The organism is Bradyrhizobium sp. ARR65 (genome assembly GCF_000472385.1).
Classification (GTDB): Bacteria; Pseudomonadota; Alphaproteobacteria; order Rhizobiales; family Xanthobacteraceae; genus Bradyrhizobium.
Genome location: NZ_AWZU01000066.1, coordinates 12,936 through 33,799, shown reverse-complemented (window position 1 = coordinate 33,799; position 20,864 = coordinate 12,936). Strand labels below are relative to the sequence as shown.

16 protein-coding genes and 1 pseudogene are annotated in these 20,864 nt (G+C 62.1%); 9 read left to right on the top strand and 8 right to left on the bottom strand.

What is annotated here, in order from left to right; genetic code table 11:
- The first annotated feature begins 607 nt into the window (after positions 1–607).
- On the top strand, positions 608–1,216 hold the full coding sequence (locus F758_RS50360) for a DUF6624 domain-containing protein (protein WP_210200110.1): 609 nt from the start codon (positions 608–610) through the stop codon (positions 1,214–1,216).
- 183 nt (positions 1,217–1,399) lie between these two features.
- Here the strand turns inward: F758_RS50360 and F758_RS0138795 are convergent, their stop codons facing one another.
- Complete coding sequence (locus tag F758_RS0138795) at positions 1,400–1,585, bottom strand: hypothetical protein (RefSeq protein ID WP_024512871.1); 186 nt, start codon at positions 1,583–1,585, stop codon at positions 1,400–1,402.
- Between the two features lie 404 nt (positions 1,586–1,989).
- Here F758_RS0138795 and F758_RS0138790 point away from each other — a divergent pair, with 404 nt between their 5' ends.
- Positions 1,990–4,116, top strand: a complete 2,127-nt coding sequence (locus F758_RS0138790; protein WP_024512870.1) for an alkaline phosphatase family protein — start codon at positions 1,990–1,992, stop codon at positions 4,114–4,116.
- A gap of 276 nt (positions 4,117–4,392) precedes the next feature.
- Here the strand turns inward: F758_RS0138790 and F758_RS45615 are convergent.
- Positions 4,393–5,552 (bottom strand): annotated as a pseudogene (locus F758_RS45615) (FAD-dependent oxidoreductase).
- A 450-nt stretch (positions 5,553–6,002) separates the two neighbouring features.
- Positions 6,003–7,655, bottom strand: a complete 1,653-nt coding sequence (locus F758_RS0138780) for an alkaline phosphatase family protein (RefSeq protein ID WP_024512869.1) — start codon at positions 7,653–7,655, stop codon at positions 6,003–6,005.
- 1,356 nt (positions 7,656–9,011) lie between these two features.
- On the opposite strand from F758_RS0138780, the gene murI reads away from it, so the two are divergent.
- The 5 genes from murI to F758_RS0138750 all read left to right on the top strand — a co-directional run bounded on the left by murI (position 9,012) and on the right by F758_RS0138750 (position 13,637).
- Positions 9,012–9,809, top strand: a complete 798-nt coding sequence (murI, locus tag F758_RS0138770; protein WP_024512867.1) for a glutamate racemase — start codon at positions 9,012–9,014, stop codon at positions 9,807–9,809.
- A 22-nt stretch (positions 9,810–9,831) separates the two neighbouring features.
- Positions 9,832–10,608 carry an HpcH/HpaI aldolase family protein gene (locus tag F758_RS0138765; RefSeq protein WP_024512866.1) on the top strand — a complete coding sequence of 259 codons (777 nt, stop codon included), beginning with the start codon at positions 9,832–9,834 and terminating at the stop codon, positions 10,606–10,608.
- A 170-nt stretch (positions 10,609–10,778) separates the two neighbouring features.
- Entirely contained in the window at positions 10,779–11,555 is a 777-nt protein-coding gene (locus F758_RS0138760; protein ID WP_024512865.1) for a hypothetical protein, read from the top strand.
- Between the two features lie 316 nt (positions 11,556–11,871).
- Entirely contained in the window at positions 11,872–12,489 is a 618-nt protein-coding gene (rpsD, locus tag F758_RS0138755; RefSeq protein ID WP_024512864.1) for a 30S ribosomal protein S4, read from the top strand.
- Between the two features lie 80 nt (positions 12,490–12,569).
- The gene (locus F758_RS0138750; protein WP_024512863.1) at positions 12,570–13,637 is read left to right on the top strand and encodes a threonine aldolase family protein; all 1,068 of its coding nucleotides are present in this window, start codon (positions 12,570–12,572) and stop codon (positions 13,635–13,637) included.
- Here F758_RS0138750 and F758_RS0138745 read toward each other — a convergent pair.
- The 4 genes from F758_RS0138745 to grxD are packed head-to-tail and all read right to left on the bottom strand — an operon-like array spanning position 13,634 to position 17,130.
- Positions 13,634–14,911 (bottom strand): serine hydrolase domain-containing protein, encoded by a 1,278-nt coding sequence (locus tag F758_RS0138745; RefSeq protein ID WP_024512862.1) that lies wholly within the window; start codon positions 14,909–14,911, stop codon positions 13,634–13,636. The two genes, F758_RS0138750 and F758_RS0138745, sit on opposite strands and share 4 nt — an antisense overlap.
- Positions 14,912–14,918: 7 nt before the next feature.
- The gene (locus tag F758_RS0138740; RefSeq protein ID WP_024512861.1) at positions 14,919–16,202 is read right to left on the bottom strand and encodes a serine hydrolase domain-containing protein; all 1,284 of its coding nucleotides are present in this window, start codon (positions 16,200–16,202) and stop codon (positions 14,919–14,921) included.
- 29 nt (positions 16,203–16,231) lie between these two features.
- Positions 16,232–16,792 carry an O-acetyl-ADP-ribose deacetylase gene (locus F758_RS0138735; RefSeq protein WP_035724723.1) on the bottom strand — a complete coding sequence of 187 codons (561 nt, stop codon included), beginning with the start codon at positions 16,790–16,792 and terminating at the stop codon, positions 16,232–16,234.
- A gap of 2 nt (positions 16,793–16,794) precedes the next feature.
- Positions 16,795–17,130 (bottom strand): Grx4 family monothiol glutaredoxin, encoded by a 336-nt coding sequence (gene grxD / locus F758_RS0138730; protein WP_024512859.1) that lies wholly within the window; start codon positions 17,128–17,130, stop codon positions 16,795–16,797.
- Between the two features lie 258 nt (positions 17,131–17,388).
- On the opposite strand from grxD, the gene egtB reads away from it, so the two are divergent.
- The gene (gene egtB, locus F758_RS0138725) at positions 17,389–18,645 is read left to right on the top strand and encodes an ergothioneine biosynthesis protein EgtB (RefSeq protein WP_024512858.1); all 1,257 of its coding nucleotides are present in this window, start codon (positions 17,389–17,391) and stop codon (positions 18,643–18,645) included.
- Between the two features lie 56 nt (positions 18,646–18,701).
- Positions 18,702–19,673: an L-histidine N(alpha)-methyltransferase gene (egtD, locus tag F758_RS0138720; RefSeq protein WP_024512857.1), complete on the top strand. Its 972-nt coding sequence runs from the start codon at positions 18,702–18,704 to the stop codon at positions 19,671–19,673.
- Here egtD and F758_RS0138715 read toward each other — a convergent pair.
- The gene (locus F758_RS0138715; protein WP_024512856.1) at positions 19,649–20,851 is read right to left on the bottom strand and encodes a low temperature requirement protein A; all 1,203 of its coding nucleotides are present in this window, start codon (positions 20,849–20,851) and stop codon (positions 19,649–19,651) included. The two genes, egtD and F758_RS0138715, sit on opposite strands and share 25 nt — an antisense overlap.
- Positions 20,852–20,864: the final 13 nt, after the last annotated feature.

Here is a 20,864-nt window from a genome sequence, read left to right as displayed (position 1 = left end):
GAGCTTCGCGCCGCCTACATGCCGGATGTCGCTCGGGCAGTCTCAGGCATCCCCCGAGCTGATCCCGGAGGAAGGGTCACCCCCCGGTTCTGACATCGCCTAATCCGCTTTCGACACTTCTGCAGCGGTTCGCTTGCGCTCGCCTCTCTCGACCGTGCCTGCCGGAATCTCGTCCCGGCGTTTCCGCAACGCTCACCACCACGGCTTTTGACCGCAGCAGCTTGCGGTGGCTTGAGATCAGCACCTGATTGCCGAACCCGAAGGGCCCTCCTTCATCTCTCGTACAGTTCCGCATCGCCGGTACTCATGGCGATGCTCGTGACACACGACCCAAGTCGGACATCCCACGCCGGACTTGACAACGTTGACGTCGAGTCCCCTCGCGCGAAGCCCGGGCCCGGGTTCGGCAGCTCGCCCCCTAGACGGAAGCCCAACGATAGCGTCCGCGGTATCGGGCTGGCTTGCGCATGAGGGTCCGTTTTCTGCGCGGCCCGCCCCCAATCATCGACCCTATGGAGCCCGCCTGTTCGAGCGTTTGGTTGCCACAATGGCAACGCGTGCCTAAGCTTTACCCGTTCAAGGGCCAACTGTGGGACATCATTTCGGTATGGATTGCAGAATTGCCGACGAGCTCGTCGCCATGGCGGAGCACGATCAGAAGGTACGTGATGAACTTGCGGCGACGGGAGCGCTGTACGACGGTTATGATCCACGTATGTCCGCCGTTCACGATAGGAATGCGTTGCGGCTCCGCGAGATCATGGCCCAGATCGGATGGCCGACGGAGCGCCTGGTCGGCAAACGAGCCGCGGAGGCCGCCTGGCTGATCGCCCAGCACGCCATCGCGCACCCGGAATTCCAGCGCTCGTGCCTTAAGTTCCTTGCCGCGGCCGCGCACGAGCGCCTGGTCCCAACCTGGCAGCCGGCCATGCTGGAGGACAGGATCCGTGTATTCGAAGGAAAGCCGCAGGTCTACGGCACGCAGCTCGAGCCGGATGCGCACGGCAACATGCGGCCGCACACGATCGAGGATCCAGAGGGAGTGGACGAACGACGTCGCGAGGCGGGTCTCGAACCTCTCGCTGAGATACTTGCTCGCGCCAAACCTCAGCCGCTGCCAGCGGACCGTGAACGCTTCGAGCACGATTATCAGGAGTGGCTTATTGCTGTTGGTTGGCGCACACGTCCGCGGTCATCGGGCAAAGGGCCAGCATGAGGCTGCAGCTAAAAGGAAGCGCATGTGGCGATGTCTCTTCTTGCCGAGTAGGCCCAGGGACTTTCACCCGAGCCTCACAGATCCGGACTTGAACCTCTCGATTTGAAGGTTGCCGCCTTCCGTTGAGCTTCGGGCTCCTCCCGTTGCCAGGTGGCCCGATTCATCGTCGATGACCCGCCCCCTTCACTCCACGACCATTGCAGCCGCTTCCTCGCTACTACGGTGGTCAATCACGGGATCGTCGTTCGACGCGCGACCGTGGCCGGCCTGGGCGACGATGCCAATTTCGATACGGACACCGAGGAGATTCGCTTTACGTTTCGATTTGATGTCCTGGAGCGCGGCACCGGGGGAGAGAAGCCAGTCCAACGGGGCAGCACCGCTACGCTGCCTGATGGGCCGACACTTCGCTTCGTCCTGAATGATGAAAGAGGTTCTTCGACTCCCCGACGGCGTCTTTCGTTTGTTTGCCGGAGTGCGCTCAGACCCCTTTCCATCTGGCAAATGGCCAACCCGACCTCGCTGTGCGGACCATCGTATCCACTTTGCTCAAGGCGGGACTTGAAAGCCTGAAGCCGCGTTTCGGTGCCATGTCGGCACGATGACAGATTGATTACGCGACTTATCCCGCGTGCGTCGTAAAACGCGCGCTTTCATGTGCGTGCCACCCAACAAGTCATCGTCGTGTCAAGTCGCTGCAACACATCGCAACATAATGGAGCGCCGTCGGCATTTTGTTTTCGAATTTCACCCGCCGACGTCGGGAGAGGGCGATGAAAAATTTGAGAATTTCGTTACGCTCGTCAATTACGTTGGCGCTGGGACTGTTCTTTCTGGGTGCGGCCTCGCAAACGGCCACGGCTGCGTGCCAGCTGAATTCGTCGGGCGGCAAGATCACGCGCGTGGTCTACATTATTTTCGACAACGTGCACCTGAGGCGCGACAATCCGAACGTGCCGTCCGACCTCGAGCAGATGCCGAACCTGTTGAATTTCGTGCAAGGAAAAGGCGTCATCAGCGGCAATCACTACACTCCGCTGATCTCCCACACGGCCGACGACATTCTCACAGGGTTGACGGGTGTCTACGGCGATCGTCACGGCAGTCCGGTCTCGAACAGCTTCGGGATTTTCAAGGCGGACAATTCCTCGGCCGTTTTTCAGACGTCCTTTGTCTACTGGACGACCACAACGGCGCAGAGCCATCCTGAAGCAGGCGAAAACCTTCCCGTCCTCGTGAATGAGAACGGCAAGAACGCCCCGGCTCCCTGGCCCGTATTCACGCGCGCCGGCTGCGACGTGGGCGCCTTCTCCCTGAATGGGCTTGCAATCGAAAACAAGACGGACATCGCCAATATCTTTGGTTCGACCGTCGCTTCCACCGCAGCAACGCAGGACTATGAAGGCGTTGCGATTCACTGCGCGAAAGGCAGCGCGCTGTGCAACAACTCCTTTGCGAAGCCCGATCTCCTTCCCGATGAGCCCGGCGGTTATAACGGCTTCTCCGCGCTTTACGGCAACATCAACGTACAGCCGGTGATCTCGCCGGGCGCTTATGTGAAAGATCTCGACGGACAGGTGATCACCGATCCCAACTCGAACAAGCCGGGCTTTCCCACCAACTTCGACCCTTCGGCAACAGCCTCGCTTGGCTACGCTGCAAAAATGCTCGAAGCCGGCGTTCAGGTTGTTTACACCTATGTTGCCGATGCGCACGATCCGCAGCGTCTGGACATCCCGAATGCTCCCCCCACCCCGAATAGCGGTCATGCCTACGGTCCGGGCGAGGCCGGTTATGTCGCGGCGCTCAAGGCCTACGATCAGGCTTTCGGCAAGTTCTTCACGCGCCTCAAGGCGGATGGCATCAACGAGACCAATACGCTGTTTGTCGTCGTGCCGGATGAAAACGACCATTTTGTCGGCGGCCCGCCCAGCCCGGCGAATTGCGACGGCGTGACCACGCCTTGCACCTACAAGAATGTCGGCGAGATCGACCTATCGATCGACAAGGTCCTGCTCACGCAACGCATGAACAGCACGCCGTTCTCGATCCACAGCGACGACGCTCCCACCATGTACATCAACACCAATCCGGGAGCGACCGACAGCCTCACCCGGACCATGGAGCATGACATCGACGCGCTCACTGCCACGAACCCGATCACCGGCAACACGGACAAGCTGTCGAAGCTGCTGGCTGATCGGGCCGAAATGAAGCTATTGCACATGGTCACCTTCAGCCCGCAGCGTACGCCGACCTTTACCATCTTCGGCAACGACAACTACTTCTTCGAGACGGGCAACAACAACGGATGCGCGACGCCGACCGACGTCGTGTGCGAAGGTCCGGGCTTTGCCTGGAACCACGGTGACTTCCAGAACCAGATCACCCGGACCTGGGTTGCCATGGTGGGACCTGGCGTGCAACGGCTCGGCCGCCACGACGATGTGTTCACTGATCATGCCGACGTGCGGCCGACTGTTATGGCGTTGCTGGGCCTGACCGACGACTATGTCCATGAAGGCCGCGTCGTCGCCGAGTTCATGCAGCAGAATGCGCTGCCGCCAGGCATCCGCGAGAGCCGCGAGAATTTCATCGAGCTGGCTCAAGCGTTCAAGCAGTTGAATGCGCCGAAGGGCGAACTCGGCCGCGCCAGCCTGGCGTGGGCGAACCGCTCCGTCACCGCGAACGACAAGGTGTATAGCCGCTATTTGTCCCGAATCGGCGACATCACGGAGGACCGCGATGAACTCGCCGGTCAGATCAAGACGGTGCTGAACAACGCGGCATTCCATAACCAGCCCGTCGGCGAAGGCAACGAAAATGGCCTGGCCCACCGCGCTAGAGCCTTGATCGACCAGGTCAGGGACCTCGCCGAACGCGACCACGATCGCAACTGAGCTTGCAGCAGCTCCTGTTTGAGCGTGAAGCCCGCCGCTACTTTTGCCGGCGGGCTTTTCATCTGGCTGAAGACGCCTTTGCCCGCCGGAACAAAGGAAGTCCGAGGCTCGTTGAACCGAAATATCGGAAATGCGTTCCTGAAGCCTTGTGACCCGATTGAATCGACTCTTGTTGGCCCATCAGCGAAGTCGCGACACCTCTCATTGAGGTCCGGTTAGTGCGGCATAGCGGTCTAGGTTTGCTCACGCTCAGTTCTTCGCATGACCCGAAACGGTTCACGCTGCCATAGTATGGATGTGCTCGGGGCGGACACCAAACGCCAGCAGACGTCCTGGAAGTCGCCGCAGCAACGGCCATTGCATCATCTTAAGGAACAGTGGCGCCTTCGGTCGCTCGCTTTTGTTTGTGAGCGCGGGCGCGATCACCTTGTTCTGCACGACGATCTGCAGACGCTGGGTCACGCGTGCTGGAAATTCGCGCCGGTCCTGAACCTGCTTCAGCGTGTCGATCGTTACGATTCCACGCCGCAGCGGCTCGGCAAGAATATTGGCGGCGGCCGCCGCATCCTGCACTGCCAGATTGATCCCGACCCCGCCAATGGGGGACATGGCATGCGCCGCATCACCGATGCAGATGAGCCCAGGCCGATACCATCGCCGCAAGCGATCCACTTCGACGGTCAGGAGTTTCACATCCTCCCAGCTGCTGATTTCATGCAGCCGGTCACGGAGGAACGGCGAGATGTCCGCGATGCTATCGCGGAAATTGTCGAGACCGGCCTGCTGGAGCTTGCCGGCGGTGCCTTTCGGAATGAGATAAGCGCATTGCCAATAGTTGTTGCGGTTGAGCATGACCAGCATTCGCCCGCTTTCAACATGGCCAAGCGCTTCACCGGGATCACTGTCGTTGCGGGATATGCGGAACCACATCACGTCCATCGGCGCGCCGAGGTTTTCAACACTGAACCCGGCGCGCTGACGCAAGGTCGAATGGCGGCCGTCGCAACCGACGGTGAGATCGCATGGATTTCGATCTCGCCATCCGGCGTCGTTGCGCGGACGCCTGCGACCCGGTCATCATCGAATACAAGATCGGTCGCCTCGCTGCTCATCCGCAGATCGAAAGTCGAATAGCGCCTGGCGTGATCGGCCAGAAAATCGAGAAAATCCCACTGGGGCATCATCGCAATGAATTTGCAATGTACCGGCAGATGCTCGAAATGCCCGATGACCAGCTGCTCGTCTCCGATCTGCAGCGACATTTCCCGCAACGTCGAATGCGGAATTTGGAGGAACTCCTCGAGCAATCCAAGCTCCTGCATCATTTCGAGGGTCGACGGGTGGACGGTATCGCCGCGGAAATCGCGCAGGAAATCCTTGTGCTTCTCAAGCAAGACAACCGCAACCCCCGCACGCGCTAACAGGAAACCGAGCATCATTCCGGCGGGGCCACCGCCAGCGATGCAGCAACTGGTTTTCATCGAAGTCATTGGTCCTCCTGGACTCTCGGAGGGGCTCAAGTTCGGCACGGCACCTATAGAATGCTCATCACAATCTGAGGTTCCAGACCTATAGTCGTAGCCCGGGCCGCAGAGCCCCGCGCCTTGGAGAAGCCGGGTCTTGGCCCTTCTCGAGCGCCCCCGGCGCTTGTCTCGAAATCGGCTGTCGCGGGTAACCCCGACATGGTCGGCACGGCGCCAAATCGACTCTCGTGACCCGGGCCTTTGGCCGCCCAGCAAAAGACCCTGCAGCCTGTTTAGACAAACGGAGCAGCTGTCATTCTTCGCGCCGCAGCTGAAAGCGAAAGTCCCGTCGCGCAGAGCGCGGCGGGACAGCTTTTCCTACTCGAAGGGGGCCGACGTTGAGACGACCCTGCGGCTTCAGCCTTACCTCTTCAGGACCTGAACGCCCTCCTCGCGCACCGCCTCGAGGCTGCGCGGGTCGAGATCGAGCGCATCGAGGATCGTCGGCGCGATCTGGGTGGTGAAGGTGGTGTCCTCGACGACTTTCGCGTGCTTGATACGCGGCGAGGAGACCACCAGCGCCACGTTACGATCGTCCTGGGAAAAACCGCCATGCTCCGCAAGCTTGCTCCCGCCGGTGCAAATGACGCCATGATCGGTAATGGCGATAAAGTCCGGCACGCGGCTATTGTGGAACGGATCCTCGTAGCGCCGAGTCAATTCGTCACGATCGAGCAACTCTTTGATATGCAGAGCACTTGCGTGGGCCAGAATGTAGGCCTTGGCATCCGCATAGTAGGGCTGGCCGGTCGCCGGATTGGTCGCCTGTTGCAATTCCGGCGACAACCAGACCAGCGCCTCGTCGTCGCAGATCTCGAAGCCGTTGGCGCCGAAGCCGGGCGCGCCGCTATACAGCGCGTCGGAGATCGCCACGCGGTCCATGACGTTGATCGGCGACTGGCCATGTTTGGCGCTGACGATGATCAACGTCGAATCGTAGAGATTCTGCACCTTGAGTTCGTTGATGAACTTGCCGAGCGCGTCGTCCACGAACTGGAATTGCAGCGTTAGAGCATTGCCGGGTGTCGCCTGGGCGTCGGCATAGCCGCCCGTGAGCGACTTGTCCGAGTCTGCGTTGCCCGCCTTCGCGAGCTTTTGGCCAACGCTGACCGCCTGGAAGTTCATGCCGAAGATCGCGGGTACGGGCTGACGTTGAGTTCGCGCGCCGTTATAACCGTCGATCCAGTTCAGAACCGCTTTTACTTTCAGTGAATCGTAGCTGCGGACGCCGGTGTAGCTGGTGGTGTAGTCGTCGCCTTCCTGGGCGCCGGGATCGAGCGTGTCCTGCGAATTGATCTCCGGCGCGTAGAGTTCGTCGAGGCCGGCGCCCGACGGGCCCGCCAGGTTCTCGTAGGCCGGATGTTTGTCGGACCACGCCGTGCGCATTCCAGCCGCCTTGATCACTTCGAAGATCGTGTTGGTACGCACGTATTCGTGGGGATAGACCGGAACGCACTGTCCATTGACTAGCTTGCGCTGCATGTGGTCCGGATCGAGCTGGGTGTAGACCTGACCAAGCGTGCCGCCGCCGGTGAAATCGGCTGCCAGCTGGGTGGAGTAATTGTAGCTCTTGTCGAGCGCCTCGAAGTTGGTGAGCTCGCTTCCAGGCGCACCTCCGCAACCCGGGTCTGGAAGACCCTGGCTGGTGTAGAAGGCTTTGGAGGGATATACGGTGCGGTCGTAGCTGTCGTCATAGAACAGGCCGCCTAACTTCGGCGTCGCGCCGGTGACCTGCGCGAGCATGCCGGGATAGCTGTCCGACGGAGCGGTGGTGTAGGCATTGGGATAGACGACGCCATTGTCGGCGAGCTTGGCGAAGTTGCCGCCGGGACGGCTCTCGACCCAGCGCTTCAAATCGACGGAGTGCATGCCATCGACGCTGATCAACAGCACGTGCTTGTAGCCATGTTCGTGCGAATGACCGTCGCTATCGGCGTGCGCGCCCGCGACGCCGCAAGCGAGCATCGCTCCCGCGATCGCGGCAGTTGACAACAAATCGTCACGAAATCGAAACATTTCTTCGCCCCCTCTCTGTTATCTGATGAGATAAGAATTGCCTTCAACGAGGCCGGGGCAACTTACTCGCCCTCAGTCGATGCCGTGATGACGGTTTCTCGCGAATCAAATGACCGTGCTTTTTTTGGTTGTTGTTGTGCAGCTGCCATCTTCGCGGCGCGGGTGCCTGAACTGGCAGCCTCGCGAGCGGGCCGCGACGGCGCTTCATTTTTTAAACTCAACGGTCATCTTTGCGTCAAGCCATCATAACAAGACCCAGCGTAATCTGCCGTTCTCGGCAATTTGCAGCCAAGGGGCCGGTCGACCGCAAGCGGGTGCGGCAGAAAATCGGAGTTTCATGCAGATGCTGAGAGCTGCGTAAGGGCCCTCGTACTTTGGATACTGTAGGGCGGCTTATGGCCCCGAAGGACCTTTCCAGAACGTCTGCTCCTGCGCCGCTCTTGAAGTGTAAGCGTACATTCGTCAGATCACCACTTTCGAGATCATGGTTTGTCTGCGCCGAATAGCGCGCCTTGCGCATTTCACCCAGAGCGCTGCACCCTGATTCGCTCCGCGCCGGGGCAAACGCTTTCGATTTATGCCTCGGTCGCGCTGCTCCGGGGTGCGCAGGTCGGTGAAAATCAATGCGCGCAAAATCTAGTTTCATGAGGCGCTTCAAGCCGATTCGAGCTGTCCAGTCGTTCGAGCAAAAATTTTTCTCTTTCGTTTTTCCCGAAGTTTACGATTACTCATCGCCGTCCCGGCCCGAGAGTGGGGCGTATCGCGATCGTCACATACGTTGGGCCGGAGATGCGGTGGACGCGTTGGTGCTGTCTGACGAACGGCATTCCTTCGCGGACGGCGAAGCCGTGTGGCCCTGGCGCCCGAAGGCTGGCGCTAAGGTCGCGGGCGGTGCTTCTCGCATCGCGCGGGTGACGGTGACAACAACGTCTGGCTCACCGGGGAGCGCGGAGTAAGCCGTAAACCACTCGCGCAGGAAAGGCCGGAATGCTTCCGCCTTACCTGCGGTTACTCCCGTGTTGCGCTTCTCGCGCATTTTTTGCACACGGGGCCGCGGGTGCGGCGGGCACCCGGNCTTCCCTCGGTCTTCCCTGCGCCCTTTTAATTTCGGAGGGGCGCCATTTCTTGGCACAACTCGGACGCAATCCGTCGCGAGAATGCCTGTTCGCGTGGCGACGTCATACCGGGGCGCCTCCATCGGGTCCGCGCAAAGGGGGGCCCGATGACAGGCTCCGAGGCAAACCCGGAAATCTCGAGATTCCGGGTTCACGCTTCGCGTGCCCCGGAATGACGGCGAGGTTACGTCTGCCATGAAGACAACCGATTAATAACTTCTTACCCGTTAGAATTTTAGCCGTGCCAATTCGTCCCACCATCCTCGTCTTCGACTCCGGCCTCGGCGGCCTCACGGTGCTGCGCGAGATCGTGGCGGCACGCCCTGACGCGCGCTACGTCTATGTCGCCGACGACGCCTTCTTCCCCTACGGCCAACACAGCGAGGACGAGATCATCGGCCGCGTGGTGCCGCTGATCGGCGAACTGATCGCGCGGCACGCGCCCGATCTCGTGGTGATCGCCTGCAACACCGCCTCGACGCTGGTGATGTCGTACCTGCGCGCCGCCTATTCCGTGCCGTTCGTGGGAACCGTGCCCGCAATCAAGCCGGCTTGCGTGAAGTCGAAGACCCGGCGCGTCTCAGTGCTCGGCACCAAGGGGACCGTACAGCGCGAATATACCCGCGCGCTGATCCGCGATTTCGCTGGAGGCTGCGAGGTGACGCTGGTCGGCTCGCCCGAACTGGCCGCACTCGCGGAACGCGCGCTGAGCGGCAACGACATAAGCGATGCCGCGATCGCGGCCGAGATCGCCCCCTGCTTCGTCGGCGGGAGCGATGGTCCGGGCGCGCGCACCGACACCGTCGTGCTCGCCTGCACGCACTACCCGCTCCTGCTCGATCGCCTGGTGAAACTCGCGCCGTGGAGGGTCGACTGGATCGATCCGGCGCCGGCGATCGCGCGCAGGGTCTGCGATCTCCTGAGCACGCACCACGGCGAGCCCGACGAGCCCGACGCCGAGCTGATCTTCACCTCGAAGCGCCCGCACAATTTGAGCCGCGCGCTGATGCCTTTCTTCGGCGGCCGCGTTCCCGCCTGATCCGCAGGAGCAAGCGATAGCTATGCCTGACACGCCCACTCCCCTCAATCGCCTGCGCAAGGAGTGGCGCGAGAGGCGCCCGACCTTTGGCGCCATCGCGACCATTCCCTCAATTCAGACCGTGCAGATCATGGCGCGCTCGGGGCTCGACTGGATCATCGTCGATCTCGAGCACGGCCCGATCGATTTGAATGCAGCGCATGCGATGATCACGGCGACATCGGGCACGCCTTGCGTGCCCTTCGCGCGGATTGCCTCGAACGAGCCCTGGCTTGCGAAGGCGCCGATGGATATCGGCGCGCTCGGCATCAACTTTCCGATGATCCTCAATCGCAGTGATGCGGAAAAGGCCGTGCGCGCCCTACGCTATCCGCCGCGCGGCGAGCGGCTGTGGGGCCCGTTTCACGCGCCGTTCCGCTGGGGCGTGTCGATGGCCGACTACATGGCGAGCGCCGATGACGACATGATCTGCATGATCACCATCGAGCACGTCGAGGCCGTCAAGAACATCGACGAGATCATGGCGACGCCGGGCATCGATATCGCTGTGATCGGGCCCGGCGATCTCGCCACCTCGGTGAACAAGCGCGGCCTGATCGATGATCCCGAAGTGATGCTGCTGATCGCGCGCGCCGAGGAAGGCATCTTGAAAAGTGGCGTGCCGATCGGCGGGGTGGCACGCAGCGCCGAACAGGCCAACGCCATGATCGCGCGCGGCTATGTCGCGCTCGCCCTGGGGTTCGACTGGTCGCTGTTCCAGCGCGGCATTGCCGCGAGTTTTGCCGGCATCAAGCGCTGACACGCTTTCTTGTCGTTGCGCTTGCGGAAAAAAACCGGCGTTCGCCCAGCCCTGGCCACAAAGCGGGCGTCCATGCGGGGCGGTTCGTGCTAGACCACTGGCCCGCGGGCTGAGATGCTTCCGACTCGCTGCCGGTGCAAGCTGAGCCTTTGTAACCTGAGCTTTGGGGAATGCGGGGAACTCATCGAAAGATCTCACTGCCGCGCCGCTTCGTCATTGATCTGATGCGCGCGTCGATGGAGGTGCCCTTCGTATCGCTGTCGCGTCCGCTCGATGTGCGGCAGCTCATCGCGACGCGCGCGGGCGTGGCTCAGCCGCCCGGCTGGGCCGCGATCTTCGTCAAGGCCTTTGCGCTCGTGGCCCGCGATGAGCCCATCCTGCGCACGCTCTACGCCCATTGGCCGCGGCCGCATTTCTACGAGCTGCCGCGCTGCGCGGCCATGGTGGCGATCGCCCGCGTCGAGAACGGCGAAGAATGCATCCTGATGGAGCGGGTCCTGGGTGCCGACGACATGCCGCTTGCGGAGATCGATGCCCAGCTCCGGCGCGCCAAGCACGCGCCGCTCGACGAGGTCGGGTCGTTCCGGCGGATCAAGAGGATGTGCGGCGTGCCGCAGCCGCTGCGCCGGCTGGGCTGGTGGCTCGCCGGGCGGACCGGGCGCTGGCACGCCACCAATTTCGGCAATTACGGCGTGACCTCGGCGGCCGCTTCCGGCGGCGGCGAGCTCCACGCCATCGGCCCCGGTCCGTTCGTCCTGAGCTACGGGCTGGTGCGGCCCGACCACGCCATCGATGTCGTCATCCGCTGGGATCACCGGGTTACCGATGCAGCCCCGATCGCCAAGGCCATGACGCGTCTGGAACAGGTGCTGAACGGCGAAATATCAGCCGAACTGCGCGGCAGCCGGCAGGCGGAAGGCAAGCCGGTGCGGGCGATAGCGAAATGAAGGCTCTTGGCCTCATTCCGGGGCGGTGCGCAGCAGCGAACCCGGGATCTCGAGGTTCCCGGCTCGGTCTTTCAGACCGCCCCGGAATGACGGCGGAATTCGTTGACAAAGAACCCGATTTCCTCCTAAAAGCCCCCTGCTCGCGGGCCGATTTCGGCCCGCGAAGCGTTTCGCGACCCGTGGTCGACCTCTTAGGCTTAAGGGGTGGATCTGTCGGTGCCGGGCGTGCCCGGCGCACAGGAGGGCGCGTTTCCTCAAACTTCAACCACCTACACCGGCCGCCGTCCTGCGACGGGGCCGAGCTAAAGAGGACGCGATGAGTAAGCGCAGTGAGGCGAAGTACAAGATCGATCGCCGCATGGGCCAGAACATCTGGGGCCGCCCGAAGAGCCCCGTCAACCGCCGTGAATACGGCCCCGGCCAGCACGGCCAGCGCCGCAAGGGCAAGCTCTCCGACTTCGGCGTACAGCTTCGCGCCAAGCAGAAGCTGAAGGGTTATTACGCCAATATCAGCGAGCGGCAGTTCCACGGCATTTATGTCGAGGCCAGCCGTCTCAAGGGCGACACCGGCGAGAACCTGATCGGGCTGCTCGAGCGCCGTCTCGATGCCCTGGTCTATCGCGCCAAGTTCGTGCCGACGATCTTCGCCGCCCGCCAATTCATCAATCACGGCCACATCAAGGTGAACGGCCGCCGCGTCAACATTGCGAGCTATCAGCTCAAGGTCGGCGACGTCGTCGAGGTCAAGGAAGCCTCCAAGCAGCTCGCGCTGGTGCTCGAGGCGAGCCAGCTTCCCGAGCGCGACGTGCCCGACTACATCGACGTCGATCACTCCAAGATGACCGCGAAGTTCATCCGCGTGCCCGGGCTCGCCGACGTGCCGTTCCCGGTGCAGATGGAGCCGCACCTGATCGTCGAATTCTATTCGCGCTGATCGGTCGCGCTGGCCCACGATATCGAAGGCCCCGGTTCTGCCGGGGCCTTTTGTTCAAGTGGTGAGAGACGAGGTTTTTCATGCTCTACACCCCTCCCCCGCGCGATCCCAACGCGCCGCCGGTCCGCGTCAATCTTCTGTCCGACACCCAGACGCGCCCGACCCCCGCTATGCGCGAAGCCATGGCGCGCGCCGAGGTCGGCGACGAGCAGATCGGCGACGATCCGACAGTCAATCTGCTGTGCGAGCGTGTCGCCGACCTCCTGGGCAAAGAGGCCGCGGTGTTCATGCCCTCGGGCACCATGTGTAACGTTGCCGCGACCCTCGTGCATTGCCGCCCTGGCGATGAGATCCTGGCGCATGAGAGTGCACATCTGATCGCGCGCGAAGGCGGCGCGCATGCGGCGCTCGGCGGCTTGCAGATTACGCCGCTGCCGGGCGCGGACGGACAATTCTCCCCCGATACGCTGCGCAAGGCGCTGCATCCGCGCACCCGCTACCAGCCGCCGCAGACGCTCCTCAGCGTCGAGCAGACCGCCAATATCGGCGGCGGCACGATCTGGAAAAAGGGCGTGCTCGAGGAGCTCGTGCGGATCGCCAAAGCCGCCGGCCTTGCCACCCACATGGACGGCGCTCGCCTTCTGAACGCCTGTGTGGCGACCGGCATCTCGGCCCGCGCCATGGCCGAGGGCTGGGACTCCGCCTGGATCGACTTCTCCAAGGGCCTGGGTGCGCCGATCGGCGGCGTGCTTGCGGGCTCGCGCGCCTTCATCGACGAGGTCTGGCGCTGGAAGCAGCGGCTCGGCGGCTCCATGCGCCAAGCGGGCATTTGCGCCGCCGCCTGCGTTTTCGCGCTGGACCATCATGTCGACCGGCTTGCCGAGGACCACGCCAACGCGCGGGCGCTGGCGCGCGGACTGTTGCAGATTGCCGGCCTCAAGGTGCAAGAGCCCGAGACCAATCTGGTGTTCTTCACCCCGGACGGCGCCGGCATCCCAGGCAATAAAATGGTGACCGAGTTGCGTAAGCGCGGCGTCCTGCTCGCCATGATGGACGGTCGCATCCGCGCCTGCACCCATCTCGACGTTACCGCCGCGATGGTCGAGGAGACGGTCAGTCACGTGCGGGAGATCATCAGAGCCGGTTAGGGCCTGGTCGAGTGCCGCATCGCCCGACCGATCAGGATCGGCAATTCGGTCTCGATCTCCCCGCGGTGCGATGGCGTCTGCATCATGCAGAGCACGAACAGATCGTCTTTGGGATCGACGTAGAAGAACGTGCCGCCGACGCCATCCCAGCCATATTCGCCGGCCTGCCAGTGCTTATGGGGCGGCGGCGATGTGATCACGGCGAGGCCCAGACCATATCCGCTATGGGTGCCCAGGAAATAGAGATAAGTGTACGCAATCCCGCTGCCGGGGCCGATATGGTCGGACGTCATCAGCGCCACCGTCTCCGGTTTCAGATAGCGCTTCCCATCCAACGTCCCGCCGTTCAAGAGCATCTGCGCGAAGCGTGCGTAGTCGCCCAGCGTTCCAACCATGCCGGCGCCGCCGGACTCCCAGCGGCTGCGCTCGGTCGGATCCTTGATACCGGCGATCGAGGGCAAGAGATCGTCCGGCATGAATTGGGCGATCAATGGCCGCTTCGTCTCATCCGCAACGTAGAATGCGGTGTGGGTCATGCCCAAGGGATCCAGCAGCCGCTCCTTCTCGAACTCGAACAGCGATTTCCCGGACGCCACCTCGATCACCCGGCCGAGAACGTCGATGGAATGGCCATAGTCCCACACCGTGCCGGGCTGCTCGACCAGCGGCAGCTTCGCCAGGCGCGCGGCGAACTCTGCATTGTCAAACTCGCCGCTGTAGAGGCCGGAGTGGGCGTAGAGCTTTCGCACAGCGCCCTCGCCGTAAAACCCGTAAGTGAGACCGGAGGTCTGCCGCAGCAGGTCCAGGACCGTGATAGGGCGCTGGAGCGGCTCCAGCATGAGCGCCTGCTTGCCGCCCTCGTCGCGCTTTTCGACCCCGACCTTCACGTCGGCAAAGGCCGGAATATACTTTGCGACGGGATCGTCGAGCGAAAGCTTGCCGTCGTCGACCAGCATCATTGCCGCCACCGCAGTGACCGGCTTCGACATGGAGTAGAGGCGGAAGATGGTATCGTCCGTCATCGGCAGTTTGGACGGAACATCGCGCAAGCCGAACTTTTCGTAATAGACGGGCTTGCCATGCTGCTGGATCAGCAGGATTGCGCCCGGTATTTTTCCGGTCGCGATCTCACGGCGCATATAGTTGCTGACCTGCTCGAGACCCGCTTGCGAAAAGCTTGCTGCGGCCGAGGCCGTGATGTCCGCAAGCGCGGCGGTCGCCCCCACTGCTGCGAGCCCGGCGATGACCGCGAACCCTACCCACCTAGCCACCATGGACCCGTCAGTTCTCCAGGGCTTCATAGATCAGCTTCTTCACAGCCGGCTGGATTCTTTGGCGCTCCGACGGTGTCTGCTCCAACAGTACGAAGAACATGTCCTGTTTGCGGTCAACCACAAAATAACAGCCGCTGGCGCCGTCCCATTTCAGTTCGCCGAGCGAGCCGGGCGGCGGCGGCTTGGCATGGCCGGCATCGGTGCGCACGCCGAAACCCAGCCCGAAGCCGAAACCGTCGCCGGGGAAATAATAGTAGTCGCGTTCCACGCCCGAGCCCGGGCCGACATGGTCCGTGGTCATCTGCTCGTAGGCTTTGGGGCTGAGATATTGCTTGCCGCCGAATTTTCCGCCGTCGAGCACCATCTGCGCGAAGCGCGCCATGTCGTGCATGGTGGAGACCATGCCGCCACCACCGGACTCCCATTTCATCGGCTTGTCGGCATCGCTTTCAAAGCCGACGCGGAAATCACTGTCGCTCGGCATGGCCTTGGCGATGAGTGTGCGCTTGGCGGGATCCGTCACGTAAAAAGCGGTATCATTCATGCCGAGCGGATCCAGCAATTTCTCACGCTCGACACCAAGCAGCGATTTTCCGCTGACGATCTCCATGATCCGACCGAGAATGTCGGTGGAATGGCCGTATTGCCAGAGCGCGCCCGGCTGGTTGGCCAGCGGCAGCTTTGCAATGCGCTCGGCGAACTCAGCGTTGTCAAAGTCGCCGGCATAGATGTTGGCGGCGGCATAGGCCTTGCGCACGAGGCTGTCGCCATAAAAGCCATAGGTGATGCCGGAGGTCTGGGTCATCAGGTCGAAAACGGTCGGCGGGCGGTTTGGCGGCACCAGGTCGAACGCTTTCGTCCCATCCTCGTTCTTTCGCTCGACGCCGACTTGAACCTTTGCGAAGGACGGGATGTATTTCGCAACGGGGTCGTCGAGCGAGAGTTTACCGTCATCGATCAGCATCATGGCGACCACGCTGGTGATCGGCTTCGTCATCGAGAACAGGCGGAAGATGGTGTCGTCGGTCATCGGCGCCCCCGTCACGACGTCGCGGACCCCGAAGAACTCGTGGTAGACCGGCACCCCGTGCTGCTGGATCAGGAGGATCGCCCCAGGGATCTTGCCTTGCGCCACCTGGTCGCGCAGGTAATCACCGACACGCTCAAGCTTCTGCTTGTTGAAATGCGCACCGGCCGGGATGTCGAACGTGCCTTCGGCGTGGGCCGACCATCCCACAATCGCAAACAATATGGTGCAGGCGAGCGACCGCAGCACATGATGCGAGCTCATGCTTCCTCCCCGTGGCTTTTGGGGGGAGTTTAATGGCGGGCTCGATTGGCACAAGCGTCCTTTAGGCTAGCCAAAGCCTCTGCATGCAGCCGTGCACTCGGCTCAGAGAAGCAGCAGAAGATGACGCGGGCGAGCGATGGCGCCGCGGCTAGCGCCTCCGATGTCGTTTTCACAGCGATGTCCGCTGCCCGGTCGGCCGGAAAGCGATAGATGCCGGTTGAAATGGCCGGGAAGGCCACCGAGGTTAGCCGGCCCGCCGCGCACAACTCGATTGCGCGGCGATAGCACGACGCCAGGGCTTCCTCTTCGCCCCTTTCGCCGCCATGCCAGACCGGCCCAACGGCATGGATCACATGCCGCGCGGGCAACCGATATCCTTTGGTGATCTTCGCATCGCCTGTGGCGCAGCCGCCAAGCTTGCGGCACTCGGCCAGTAGCTGAGGTCCCGCTGCGCGGTGAATCGCGCCGTCAACGCCACCGCCACCGAGGAGAGTGGTATTGGCGGCGTTGACAATAGCATCGACGCTGAGGGTCGTGATGTCGGCGACGATGACTTCCAACTGCGCGCCAGCGAATTGGCGCGTGAACATGTTCAGGCCGCCGGCGCGTCGACGGGGATGCCCTTATCGGAAAACAACTGCTGCAATTCACCGGCCTGGAACATCTCGCGGACGATGTCGCAGCCGCCAACGAACTCGCCCTTCACATAGAGCTGAGGAATGGTCGGCCAGTTGGAATAGACCTTGATGCCATTCCGCAGTTCGGCCGATTCGAGAACGTTCAGGCCCTTATAGCCGACGCCGAGATGATCCAGGATCTGCACCACCTGGCCGGAAAAACCGCACTGCGGAAACTGCGGCGTGCCCTTCATGAACAGCACGACGTCGTTCGACTTCACTTCATTTTCGATAAATTGCTCGATGCTCATCTTGCTTCCCTTTTGGGGCCGTATCACCCGACACTACCCTATATGTAGCGCAAACCGTTGGTTAGCCAAAGTAAATTGGCGAAGATTATTTGCGCGGTCGGGGACAACCAAGCCGCCCCGGTGAGGTTCGTAGCCTGACGATACCAATATCATGGCCTGGGGAGGCTTTTTTCCCGAAACGGAACCCCTATCTAGGACGGACTGCCCGTTTGGAACCTGTCCTTGGGACCGGCGTTCTCTTTGCCACCGGAGATTCCTGTGACGAAACCGACATCCGCCGCGGCCACGCTTTCCACCCCAAGCCCGTCACTCTTCTCCAATCCCGGCACGCTCGCCCAGGATCTGGTGGAAGCTTATTTGGCGGTCCGTAACGAGACCGAGCGGCGCGCGGCGCCGTTGAGTGCGGAGGACCAGCTGATCCAGTCAATGCCGGACGCGAGCCCCGCAAAATGGCACCGCGCCCATACGACGTGGTTCTTCGAGCAATTTCTTCTGAGTGAGCACTGTCCGGGCTACCGCGCTTTCCACCCTGACTACGCCTTCTTGTTCAATTCCTATTATGTCAGTGCCGGTCCCCGGCATGCACGGCATCGTCGCGGTGACCTGACCCGCCCCTGCGCGGACGAAATCACCGCCTATCGGCGCTACGTCGACGCAGCGGTGACGGAATTCTTCCAATCCGCGAGCGAGGAGGTGCTCAACCGCATCGCGCCGCTGGTGGAGGTCGGCCTCAACCACGAACAGCAGCATCAGGAATTGATGCTGACCGACATCCTGCACGCCTTTGCACAGAACCCGATCCTGCCGGCCTATGAGCCGGACTGGCAGTTTCCCGCCTCGGCGCGAAGTGGCGAAGAGTGGGTCACGCTCAATGAGGGAATCTACACAATCGGACACAGCGACGACAGCTTCCATTTTGACAACGAGAAACCAGCGCACCGCGCCCTTGTTGGGCCGGTCAAACTGGCCCGCAATCTCATCACCAATGCCGAATGGCTCGCCTTCATGCAGGACGGCGGCTATTCCAACGCAGCGCTGTGGTTGATGGACGGGTTTGCGGCGGCCAGCAAGGAAGCGTGGCAGGCGCCGCTCTATTGGCGCGAAATCGACGGGCAATGGCATGTCATGACGCTCGCAGGCCTCAAGCCGGTCGATCCGGCCGCTCCGGTCTGCCACGTCAGCTATTACGAGGCCGATGCATTTGCGCGCTGGAGCGGAAAGCATCTGCCAACCGAAATGGAATGGGAGATCGCTGCGCGCGCGGGCCAGCTCAACGACGCCTTTGGCATCGTCTGGCAATGGACGCGCAGCGCCTATTCGCCCTATCCGGGCTATCGCGCGGCCGAAGGTGCGCTCGGGGAGTACAACGGCAAGTTCATGGTCAATCAGCTCGTGCTGCGCGGCTCTTCACTTGCAACCCCGGCGCGTCATAGCCGTACCACCTACCGTAACTTCTTCTATCCGCAACACCGCTGGCAATTTTCTGGACTGCGCCTTGCCGACTACGCCGTCTAAAGGCGTTGCCCTGAAATGAGATCAACCGCGCGGGACAGCGCGTTCTGGAGAGTATCATGAATGTGCATGCCGCCGCTTTGGCCGACGCGCATCTTCCCGACGAACAGACCTGTGCATTTGCGCGCGGCGCCATCGAGGGTCTGTCGCAGCAGCCCAAACATCTCTCGCCGAAATATTTCTACGACGCGACCGGCTCGGAGCTGTTCGAGGCGATCACGCGCCTGCCGGAATATTATCCAACCCGAACCGAACTATCGATCTTGAGGGATCGCGCGAGCGACATCGCGGCCTTCGTGCCCAAAGGCGCGGCCCTGGTCGAATTCGGCGCCGGGTCAACCACAAAGGTACGTCGCCTGCTGCAGAGCTGCGCGGTGAGCGCCTATGTGCCCGTCGATATCTCCGGCGAATTTCTCAATGCCCAGGCCGCCGGTTTGCGCAAGGACTTTCCGTCACTCGCGGTCTATCCGGTCGCGGCGGACTTTACCGGATCCTTCAAATTGCCCGAGGCGATCGCCACCATGCCGAAGGTTGGCTTTTTCCCCGGCTCGACCATCGGCAATTTCGAGCCGCACGAAGCTTGCCGGTTCCTGCGCAGCGCGGCGCGGATTTTAGGCGGCGGAGCGCGGATGGTCATCGGCGTCGACCTCGAGAAGGACGAGCGCGTGCTCTACAACGCCTATAACGACGCAGCCGGCGTCACCTCGCGCTTCAATCTCAATGTGCTGGTGCGGATCAACCGCGAACTCGGCGGCAATTTCGATCTGTCCGCCTTTACGCACCGCGCGATCTACAACCGCGAGCAACATCGCATCGAGATGCATTTGATCGCCAAGAAGGCGCAAACCGTGCGTTTTCTCGGCACCAGCTTCTCGTTCCGTCCGGGCGAAAGCATTCACACCGAGAGCAGCTACAAATACAGCATCGAGCGCTTTGCGGCACTGGCGCGCGGTTCCGGCTGGCAGGTCTGCCACTCCTGGACGGACGAGGCCAAGATGTTCTCGGTTCACGCGCTGGTAGCCGAGGGCTGAGTTTTCGACCCCGACTGCAGTGAGAGCGACTCCCACACGGCAACCGCGATTAGAATGGCCGTGGTGACCGCTGACAGCATCAGCGGGGACAGCTCGCGCGCAAGAAAGGACAACGCGACGAGCGCGAGAATGCCGACGATGTGCGAGAGCTGCAGCCAGCCTCGGATATTGTGCTTGAATAGAATGGTGCCCACGAGAAACAGCAAGGGGCCGCCGATCGCACAAATCGCCGTCTTCAGGTCGGAGATGCCATCCGGATGCGCCAATACAACATCGTCAGCGACCGCTGACAGGATGATCCCGGCGACAATCGGCATATGCAGATAGGTGTAGGCCGAGCGCGCCAGCCGTCCGGGATCGCTCGATTTCGAGATCAGTTCGGAGCCGGCCTCGGCGCCCTTGTGGAAATAGATCCACCACATCACGATGCTGCTGGCAAAGGCCGAGACAAACGCGAGGACAGTGGTCGTCGTCCAGTTCAGTTCGGCAAAGGTCGCTCCGGTCACGACGATGGATTCGCCGAGCGCGATGATGATGAAGCCGGCGCAGCGCTCGGCCATGTGGCCGCCTTCGACATACCAGTCTTGAATGGAAGACGCGCCATAGACCGGGACCCAAAACCGGACCACTGGTGAGACGTACTCGATCGCGAGCGCCAGCATCCACAGTGCAAGGCGCCGCTCGCCATCGGCCAGCCCGCCGAGGATCCAGAAGACGCCAGCAGCGCTGAGCCAGCTCAAAATGCGGATTCCGTTCCGGTGCACACCCACGTTCGAGGGCGGCGCGACTGCCACAAAAAAAGCGGCGCGGCCGACCTGCATCGCCGCATACGCGACTGCAAACCACAGGCCGCGCGTCTCAAACGCGTGCGGAATCGAGGTCGACAGGACAAGCCCGCCGAGCATCAGGAGAAAGAGCAGAATGCGGACCGGCGTCAGCTCCGGATTGAGCCAGTTCGTGACCCAGGCGGTGTAGACCCAGACCCACCAGACCGCGAGAAAGAGCAGCGTGGTCTGGACCGCTCCAAACAGGGTGAAGCGAGCAAGGAGATAATGCGAGACCTGTGTGACGGCAAAGACGAAGACCAGGTCGAACAGGAGTTCGGCATAAGTGACGCGGCTGTGCTGGTTCGGTACCAGCGCGCGGAACATCGTGCCGCGGGAATTCTCGCTGGCCATGGCGCTCCCTGCC

What these genes read in the sequence shown, in the direction of transcription:
- F758_RS50360 (WP_210200110.1), top strand. Translation starts at nt 608, where the DNA reads ATGGATTGCAGAATTGCCGACGAGCTCGTCGCCATGGCGGAGCACGAT.
- F758_RS0138790 (WP_024512870.1), top strand. Translation starts at nt 1,990, where the DNA reads ATGAAAAATTTGAGAATTTCGTTACGCTCGTCAATTACGTTGGCGCTG.
- F758_RS0138780 (WP_024512869.1), bottom strand. Translation starts at nt 7,655, where the DNA reads ATGTTTCGATTTCGTGACGATTTGTTGTCAACTGCCGCGATCGCGGGA.
- F758_RS0138765 (WP_024512866.1), top strand. Translation starts at nt 9,832, where the DNA reads ATGCCTGACACGCCCACTCCCCTCAATCGCCTGCGCAAGGAGTGGCGC.
- F758_RS0138760 (WP_024512865.1), top strand. Translation starts at nt 10,779, where the DNA reads ATGCGGGGAACTCATCGAAAGATCTCACTGCCGCGCCGCTTCGTCATT.
- rpsD (WP_024512864.1), top strand. Translation starts at nt 11,872, where the DNA reads ATGAGTAAGCGCAGTGAGGCGAAGTACAAGATCGATCGCCGCATGGGC.
- F758_RS0138750 (WP_024512863.1), top strand. Translation starts at nt 12,570, where the DNA reads ATGCTCTACACCCCTCCCCCGCGCGATCCCAACGCGCCGCCGGTCCGC.
- F758_RS0138745 (WP_024512862.1), bottom strand. Translation starts at nt 14,911, where the DNA reads ATGGTGGCTAGGTGGGTAGGGTTCGCGGTCATCGCCGGGCTCGCAGCA.
- F758_RS0138740 (WP_024512861.1), bottom strand. Translation starts at nt 16,202, where the DNA reads ATGAGCTCGCATCATGTGCTGCGGTCGCTCGCCTGCACCATATTGTTT.
- F758_RS0138735 (WP_035724723.1), bottom strand. Translation starts at nt 16,792, where the DNA reads ATGTTCACGCGCCAATTCGCTGGCGCGCAGTTGGAAGTCATCGTCGCC.
- grxD (WP_024512859.1), bottom strand. Translation starts at nt 17,130, where the DNA reads ATGAGCATCGAGCAATTTATCGAAAATGAAGTGAAGTCGAACGACGTC.
- egtD (WP_024512857.1), top strand. Translation starts at nt 18,702, where the DNA reads ATGAATGTGCATGCCGCCGCTTTGGCCGACGCGCATCTTCCCGACGAA.
- F758_RS0138715 (WP_024512856.1), bottom strand. Translation starts at nt 20,851, where the DNA reads ATGGCCAGCGAGAATTCCCGCGGCACGATGTTCCGCGCGCTGGTACCG.